Annotated in this window: 8 protein-coding genes; 6 read left to right on the top strand and 2 right to left on the bottom strand. The window is 64.9% G+C overall.

Features of this window, described 5'->3' with window-relative positions:
• Positions 1–163 precede the first annotated feature (163 nt).
• Positions 164–655 (bottom strand): GNAT family N-acetyltransferase, encoded by a 492-nt coding sequence (locus WEA77_RS16165; RefSeq protein ID WP_368068900.1) that lies wholly within the window; start codon positions 653–655, stop codon positions 164–166.
• Positions 656–706: 51 nt separating this feature from the next.
• Entirely contained in the window at positions 707–1,609 is a 903-nt protein-coding gene (locus tag WEA77_RS16160) for a 1-acyl-sn-glycerol-3-phosphate acyltransferase (protein ID WP_368068899.1), read from the bottom strand.
• Between the two features lie 245 nt (positions 1,610–1,854).
• Here WEA77_RS16160 and WEA77_RS16155 point away from each other — a divergent pair, with 245 nt between their 5' ends.
• The 6 genes from WEA77_RS16155 (at position 1,855) to WEA77_RS16130 (ending at position 6,491) form a co-directional block, all read left to right on the top strand.
• Complete coding sequence (locus WEA77_RS16155; protein WP_368068898.1) at positions 1,855–2,304, top strand: response regulator; 450 nt, start codon at positions 1,855–1,857, stop codon at positions 2,302–2,304.
• Between the two features lie 100 nt (positions 2,305–2,404).
• The gene (locus WEA77_RS16150; protein ID WP_368068897.1) at positions 2,405–3,019 is read left to right on the top strand and encodes a rhomboid family intramembrane serine protease; all 615 of its coding nucleotides are present in this window, start codon (positions 2,405–2,407) and stop codon (positions 3,017–3,019) included.
• Positions 3,020–3,024: 5 nt separating this feature from the next.
• Complete coding sequence (gene zapE, locus WEA77_RS16145) at positions 3,025–4,155, top strand: cell division protein ZapE (protein WP_368068896.1); 1,131 nt, start codon at positions 3,025–3,027, stop codon at positions 4,153–4,155.
• Between the two features lie 200 nt (positions 4,156–4,355).
• Positions 4,356–5,255 (top strand): RNA polymerase sigma factor RpoH, encoded by a 900-nt coding sequence (gene rpoH, locus WEA77_RS16140; RefSeq protein WP_368068895.1) that lies wholly within the window; start codon positions 4,356–4,358, stop codon positions 5,253–5,255.
• Between the two features lie 53 nt (positions 5,256–5,308).
• On the top strand, positions 5,309–5,638 hold the full coding sequence (locus WEA77_RS16135) for an RcnB family protein (protein ID WP_368068894.1): 330 nt from the start codon (positions 5,309–5,311) through the stop codon (positions 5,636–5,638).
• Positions 5,639–5,684: 46 nt separating this feature from the next.
• On the top strand, positions 5,685–6,491 hold the full coding sequence (locus WEA77_RS16130) for a TrmH family RNA methyltransferase (protein ID WP_368068893.1): 807 nt from the start codon (positions 5,685–5,687) through the stop codon (positions 6,489–6,491).
• The last annotated feature ends 8 nt before the right edge of the window (positions 6,492–6,499 follow it).

Below are 6,499 nucleotides of genomic sequence, written 5' to 3'. Positions count from 1 at the left end.
GTGCGCGGGCGCTGCGGCTCGTCCTGGCCAGTGACGACATCGGCCATGCTTCCTCCCGCGGCGCAGGCCGACCCGCCTCCCCTCTTGATCGGGAGAGCTGTGACCGGGAGGACTGCGAACGAAGCCGATGGTGCCAGCCGGTTTCCGGTTGGGCAAGAGAAACTCAGGGCGCGGTGACGCGGCCTTCGAGCTCGGATGCATCGCCGGCGAGATCGCGCACCAGGACGCGGGCCGGGTCCTGCGGGCTGGCGAAGGTCAGCCGGTGCTTCGGCGCCACCCTGAAGCCCGCCTTGCCGAACAGGCTGTGCGCGCCGATCAGGATGGCAGCAGGCCAGCCTGCGGCCTTGCCGGCCTCCAGCGCCGCTTCGGTGATGCGCAGGCTGAGGAACTGGCCCCGGTGCGCCGGATCGACCGCGACCGGGCCATAGAACAGCGCCGGGCGGCGCGCCTCCCCTACCACCAGAGGCCAGACGCGGCAGACGCCGATCACCCGGCCTTCCTCCACCGCCACGCGGTTGATTTGGGGAAGCGAGGCCGAATACTCGCGCAGCCGCTCCGCCGTCTTAGCAAAGTGGCCCGGGCCGAAGGTGCGGTCGAAGAGGTCTTCGATTGCTTCGGCATGCAGTGCAGGGTTTTCAGGCACAATCTCGATCATGGCGGGCGCCTCTAGGGCGCAATGGGGCGCGCCGCAAGCACCCCTCGCCTGTCAGGCGCCGAAGGCCGCGTCGGCATTCTCCAGAAGCGCGTAGGCGACGTGCTGTTTCAGCCGGTCGGTCATCGCCTGCGGCTCGCCCTGCAGCAGGTCCGGATGGATCATCTCGCCGAAGGTCATGCGGATCTTCGAGCCGCGCTTGTTCAGGAGTTCATGGAACAGCGTGATGTCGCGCAGCTCGTTCGAGAGGTCGCAGAAAAGATAATAGAGCACCGAATTGCGGGCATCTAGGTTCAGCGGGACGACCGGCGCGCCCTGCTTGCGGGCGAGGCCGACGACGGTGGGGAACCAGTCTTTCTCTTCCATCCGCCCCTCGACCTTCCGGGCGAGGCGGCCAGAAGGGAAGATGACGACGCATTTTTCCTGAGCGAAGGCCTCCGCTGCCCGTTTCAGCGTTTCGCGCGCCTTTGCGGGAGACCGCTTGGAAACAACCCATTCGACCGGGATGATCACATCCTCGAAACGCGGATTGACCCGGATTGCGTCGGCATTGGCGAAAAAGACGATGTCCTCGCGCTTCCTTTTCAGGAGGTCCCAGACGGCGACCCCGTCGGCAAGGCCGGTGGGGTGATTCGCGGCCACGATGCAGCGCCCGGTTGCCGGCAGCCGGTCGATACCGGTGACAGTCATGTCGAAAGCGAGTTGCCGGGATAGCCGGTCAAACGATTCGCGGCCCGTCAGCTGCACCAGATCGTCCGCCATCGCCCGCGCCTTGCCATAGCCCAGCAGCGAGTAGAGGACCGGCCGCGCCACCGTCCAGGCCGGGCTCGCCCGCAGCTTCGGGCAGCGTTCTTCGATCAGCACATCGACGATATGGGCGCCGGATCCTTCCTCAGTGGGCAGGAACGCCCCGAGGGACCGGGTTTTGGCAGCGGGGGTGACAGTATCGTCGGTCATGGGCCTCCCGCGAGGCCGGACCGGCCCCTCCTGCGCAGCCGCCAGCATAGGGCCGGGCCACAAAGCTGCAAAGGGAAGGTCGCATTGCCCCTGCCTCAAAAAAAATGCGTTTGGGGCCAATTTAAAGACTTCAGAAAGTTTCGCTTTACCAAGGTGCAAGACGCGCATGGCATGGTGAACTCAGAACGGGGCCCGGCTTAACGCTTCCGCCCTCCCGCCAGTGTCCTGATCGAAGGTAGATGTAGATGAAAGTTCTGTGGGTTGAGGATCATGAGCCGGTGCGCGACATGCTGGCCATTGCTGCTGACAAGGCAGCCCGCGCACGCGTTCAGGTTGACCTCGTGATGGCACCGACGCTGATGGCCGCAGAGATGCGCCTGCGTCTGGAGCGTTTCGACCTTGTCGTGCTCGACCTCGGCCTGCCTGACTCGATGGACGCTGACATGACCATCGCCCGCGTCGCCAATATGGGCAAATACCGGATCGCGGTCGTCTCCTCGATGGAAAACTGCGACCAGGCCGTCGCATCGGCCGTCCGCTGCGGCGCCAACATTCATCCGCAGGCCGTGTTCAAGGCCAACCTGCCCTTCAACCGGTTCATCCAGCGCCCGGAATCCTTCGAGGACTTCTTCATGGAGCTGATGCCTGCCGCCGGCATCGCCGCCCCGGCCGGCCGGCCCGCCCGCGCCGCCTGACAGGCGCCCTTGCAGGCAGCCACCCCTGATTGCTAAGCCGCCCGGGAGAATGCTTCCGGGCGGCTTGTCGTTTCCGGCCCACCCCGCCAAGGTAACCCGCATGGACAGCCTCATCGCTTCGCCCGTGACGCTGGGCCTTCTCGTACTGAACGTCATCGCGAGCCTGATCGCGTTCCGCAACGATGCCTTCATGCAGCACAACATCCTCTGGATCCGGCCGATGCGGAACGGGGGCGAGTGGTATCGGGGGCTGTCCTCCGGCTTCCTCCACGTCAACGGGCCGCACCTCCTGCTCAACATGTACGGCCTCTGGCTGTTCGGGCCGATCTGCGAGTACATCCTCGGCGGCGTCGGTTTCGCCATCGTCTATTTCGCCTCGCTTCTGGGCGGTAGCGCCTGGGCTTACCTGCACAACCGGAACACTCCGGACTACCGCGCCGCCGGGGCGTCAGGCGCGCTGTCCGGCATGGTGATGGCCTTCTGCCTGTTTGAGCCCTTCGCGATCCTGCTCGCCTTCTTCGTTATCCCGATGTGGGGCATCGTTTTCGGCATCCTGTATGTGGCGCTGAGCTATGCCTTCTCGATGCGGGCCGACCGCGTCATCGGCCACGAGGCCCACCTCGGCGGCGCCGTCGCAGGCGTGATCGCGACGCTTCTGGTGCGGCCGGAAACTTTCGGCGAATTCGTCGCGCAAGCGGCTCAACGGTTCGGCTAGTCCGTATGGGAAATGTCCGGGCACGATATGACGAACGTGTAGCCAGCGGCGCGCTGACGGACGATCCCGCGCAGGCCGATGCCGCCAGCCGGCTGGACGAACTCGCCCTCATCCTTGCCCGCCCGCCAAAGCGCAGCTTCTTCAGCAAGGCGCCGCAAGCGCCGCGCGGCCTCTATCTCTGGGGCGGCGTCGGGCGCGGCAAGTCGATGCTGATGGACCTCTTCTTCGCCGAGGCGAAAACCTCGCCCAAGCGGCGCGTCCATTTCCACGAATTCATGGCCGAGGTGCACGAACGTCTGGATGTCTGGCGCAAGATGAGCGAGGCGGACCGCAAACGCTCGCCCTGGCGCGTCAGCGGTGCGGGCGATGATCCCATCGCGCCGGTTGCCAGACAGATCGCCAGCGAAGCGCGCCTCCTGTGCTTCGACGAGTTCCAGGTCACCCAGATTGCCGATGCAATGATCCTCGCGCGCCTGTTCGAGGCTGTGTTTGCGCATGGTGTGACGGTGGTTGCCACATCCAACAGAAAGCCCGAAGATCTGTACAAGGACGGCATCAACCGAGCGCTGTTCCTGCCCTTCATCGAACGGCTGAAGGAACGCTGCGAGGTGTTTGAACTTATCTCGGCGCGCGACTACCGGCTGGACCGGCTCGTCGAGGCGCCGGTCTGGTATGCCCCGCTCGGCCAGGGCAGCAGGGCCGCCCTCGACATGGCCTGGACGCGCCTGACACTCGGCGCCGAGCCGCAGCATTGCGTGCTGACGGTCAAGGGCCGCAGGCTGGAGGTGGCGCGCGAAGCCGCCGGCGTCGCCCGTTTCACCTTCGGGGAACTCTGCGCCCGCCCCCTAGGCTCCATTGACTACCTGACCATCGCCGCGACTTTCCACACGGTGATCCTGGAAGGCATCCCCCTGCTCACCCCCGACCGGCGCAATGAGGCCGCCCGCTTCGTCAGCCTGATCGATGCCCTCTACGAGGCGCGTGTGAAACTCGTCGCCAGCGCCGCCGCCGAACCCGATCGCCTCTATCCCGACGGTGACGGCGCCTTCGAGTTCCAGCGCACAGCCAGCCGCCTTTTCGAGATGCGCTCGGCTTCCTACATGGCTGAAGAGAGGCGCAGCCTCACGGAGAGTTGACCGGCCGCAAATAGCGGCGCCGGCCCCTCTTCCACACCCTCGCCTCAATTCCTATTTATGCAGGAGCGCGATGCATGAATTGCGCCTCTCCGGCGGCAACGTTGCTGCCAGACAGGACCAGGCTGCCGGGGAAGTTCCAGAAGACCAGAAGAAGAGGCAGGCCGCCGAAACCGGGACCCGCCCCACCAGGAGGACAAAACATGGCGAATACGCCGACCAAAGCGGGCTCTATAGCCCTCAGTCCGGAACAGGGACTGAGCCGGTATCTGAGCGAGATCCGCAAGTTCCCGATGCTCGAGAAAAACGAGGAATTCATGCTGGCGCGCCAATGGCGCGACCATGAAGACACCGAGGCGGCCGAAAAGATGGTCACATCGCACCTTCGCCTGGTGGCGAAGATTGCCATGGGCTATCGCGGCTACGGACTGCCGATGGCCGAGGTGATCTCTGAAGGCAATGTCGGCCTCATGCAGGCCGTGAAGAAATTCGACCCCGAAAAGGGCTTCCGCCTTGCGACCTACGCGATGTGGTGGATCCGTGCCGCGATCCAGGAATACATCCTGCGTTCGTGGAGCCTCGTAAAACTCGGCACCACCGCTGCCCAGAAAAAACTGTTCTTCAACCTGCGCCGCCTCAAGGGCGAGATGAAAGCCCTCGACGAGGGTGACCTGCGCCCTGAGCAGGCGCAGCTCATCGCAGAAAAGCTGAACGTTACGGAGGCTGAAGTCTATTCGATGAACGGACGCATGTCAGGCTCCGATGCCTCACTGAACGTGCCGATGGGCACCGACGGCGACATGGAATGGCAGGACTGGCTGGCAGATGACGAACCCGGCACGGCGGAGACCTTCGCCAACCGCCAGGAACTCGACAGCCGCATGGAGCTGCTCACCCGCTCGATGGAAGATCTCTCCGAGCGCGAACGCCATATCCTGACCGAGCGCCGCCTGATTGACGAGCCAAAAACGCTGGAAGAGCTTTCCGACCAGTACGGCGTCAGTCGCGAACGCATCCGCCAGATCGAGGTCCGCGCCTTCGAGAAGCTTCAGAAGACGATGAAGCGCCTCGCAAAGGAACAAGGCCTGCCGGTTGGCGACTGACGGAACCTTGGCCTGCGGCCCGCATTGATCCCTGGAAACACAGGGTTCCTGCGATGCTTATTCTCAAATTGACCTTGCTTGTTGCCGGCGCGCTCGGCGCGGGCCTCGCCGCCTGTGCCGAACCGCCGGGCCGCGCTCACGACCTGCCCCCCGGCCTCGCCAAGCAGGGCAAAATCCCGCCCGGCCACGCGAAGAAAATCTGGGGCAAGGGCGAATACCTGCCGCATGAATACCGCGAAGTCTATTTCGATGACTGGGCGCGTTACAACCTGCGCCCTGCGCCGCGCGGCTATCGCTGGGTGCGCGTTGAAGACGATGTCTATCTTGCCGAGGCCGTGAGCGGCCTCATCACGGACGTGGTCATCGACCTTCTCATCAATTGAACCCGGCCGATTGAAGCTGATCCACGAAACGGGCATGGGACATCCCATGTCCGTTTTTCATGTTACGGCCCCTGACGATCCGCGCGTTAGCGCCTATGGCGCGATCCGCGAGCGCGACCTGACGAGCGGGCATGGCGCGCGCTTCATCGTCGAAGGCAAGGTCACGCTGCAGACGCTGCTGACGCGCGGGCGTTTCGCAGTGGAGAGCCTGTTCCTGTGCGAGACGCGGCTCACGCCGCTGGCAGACATCCTCGCGCGCGTGCCTGCCGGCGTGCCGGTCTATGTGGCACCGCAAGACGTGATGGACGCCGTTGCCGGTTTCCCGATACACCGGGGCGTGCTGGCCTGCGGCCTCAAGGGCCCCTCGCTTGCCCAGGCCGATGTTCTGCCTGCGGACGGTCCCTCAACTGCTCTGTTGCTCGCGGGCCTATCCAACCATGACAATGTCGGTGCCTGCTTCCGCAACGCCGCCGCGTTTGGCGCGTCCGCCGTGCTGCTCGATGCCAGATCCTGCGACCCGCTGTACCGCAAGGCCATCCGCGTTTCTTCCGGCACGACGCTCTGGCTGCCCTTCGCCCAGGGCGGCACGGGCGCCTCGCTCATTGAAACTGCTGAGGCCGCCGCCCACGAAGTCTGGGCCCTGACGCCGGACCCCGCCGCAGAACGCTTGCCCTCATTGAATATCCCGCCCCGCCTCGCGCTCCTGCTCGGCGCCGAAGGCCCGGGACTGCCGCGCGAACTGATCGCCCGCGCCCGGCAAGTGCGTATTCCGATGACGGACGGTTTCGACAGCGTAAACGTGGCGACCGCTGCGGCGCTGGCGCTGAGCCATGTGTTCGATCGGCGGCACTGAGACAGGAT

The organism is Hyphomonas sp. (assembly GCF_040882205.1).
GTDB lineage: Bacteria > Pseudomonadota > Alphaproteobacteria > Caulobacterales > Hyphomonadaceae > Hyphomonas.
Note: the sequence above shows the minus strand (reverse complement) of the source record. Positions and strands in the feature narration are given on the sequence as shown.

Bases quoted from the DNA above. Each gene is read 5' to 3' on its own strand.
- WEA77_RS16155 (WP_368068898.1), top strand. From the start codon at position 1,855: ATGAAAGTTCTGTGGGTTGAGGATCATGAGCCGGTGCGCGACATGCTG.
- WEA77_RS16130 (WP_368068893.1), top strand. From the start codon at position 5,685: ATGTCCGTTTTTCATGTTACGGCCCCTGACGATCCGCGCGTTAGCGCC.
- WEA77_RS16135 (WP_368068894.1), top strand. From the start codon at position 5,309: ATGCTTATTCTCAAATTGACCTTGCTTGTTGCCGGCGCGCTCGGCGCG.
- zapE (WP_368068896.1), top strand. From the start codon at position 3,025: ATGGGAAATGTCCGGGCACGATATGACGAACGTGTAGCCAGCGGCGCG.
- WEA77_RS16165 (WP_368068900.1), bottom strand. From the start codon at position 655: ATGATCGAGATTGTGCCTGAAAACCCTGCACTGCATGCCGAAGCAATC.
- WEA77_RS16160 (WP_368068899.1), bottom strand. From the start codon at position 1,609: ATGACCGACGATACTGTCACCCCCGCTGCCAAAACCCGGTCCCTCGGG.
- rpoH (WP_368068895.1), top strand. From the start codon at position 4,356: ATGGCGAATACGCCGACCAAAGCGGGCTCTATAGCCCTCAGTCCGGAA.
- WEA77_RS16150 (WP_368068897.1), top strand. From the start codon at position 2,405: ATGGACAGCCTCATCGCTTCGCCCGTGACGCTGGGCCTTCTCGTACTG.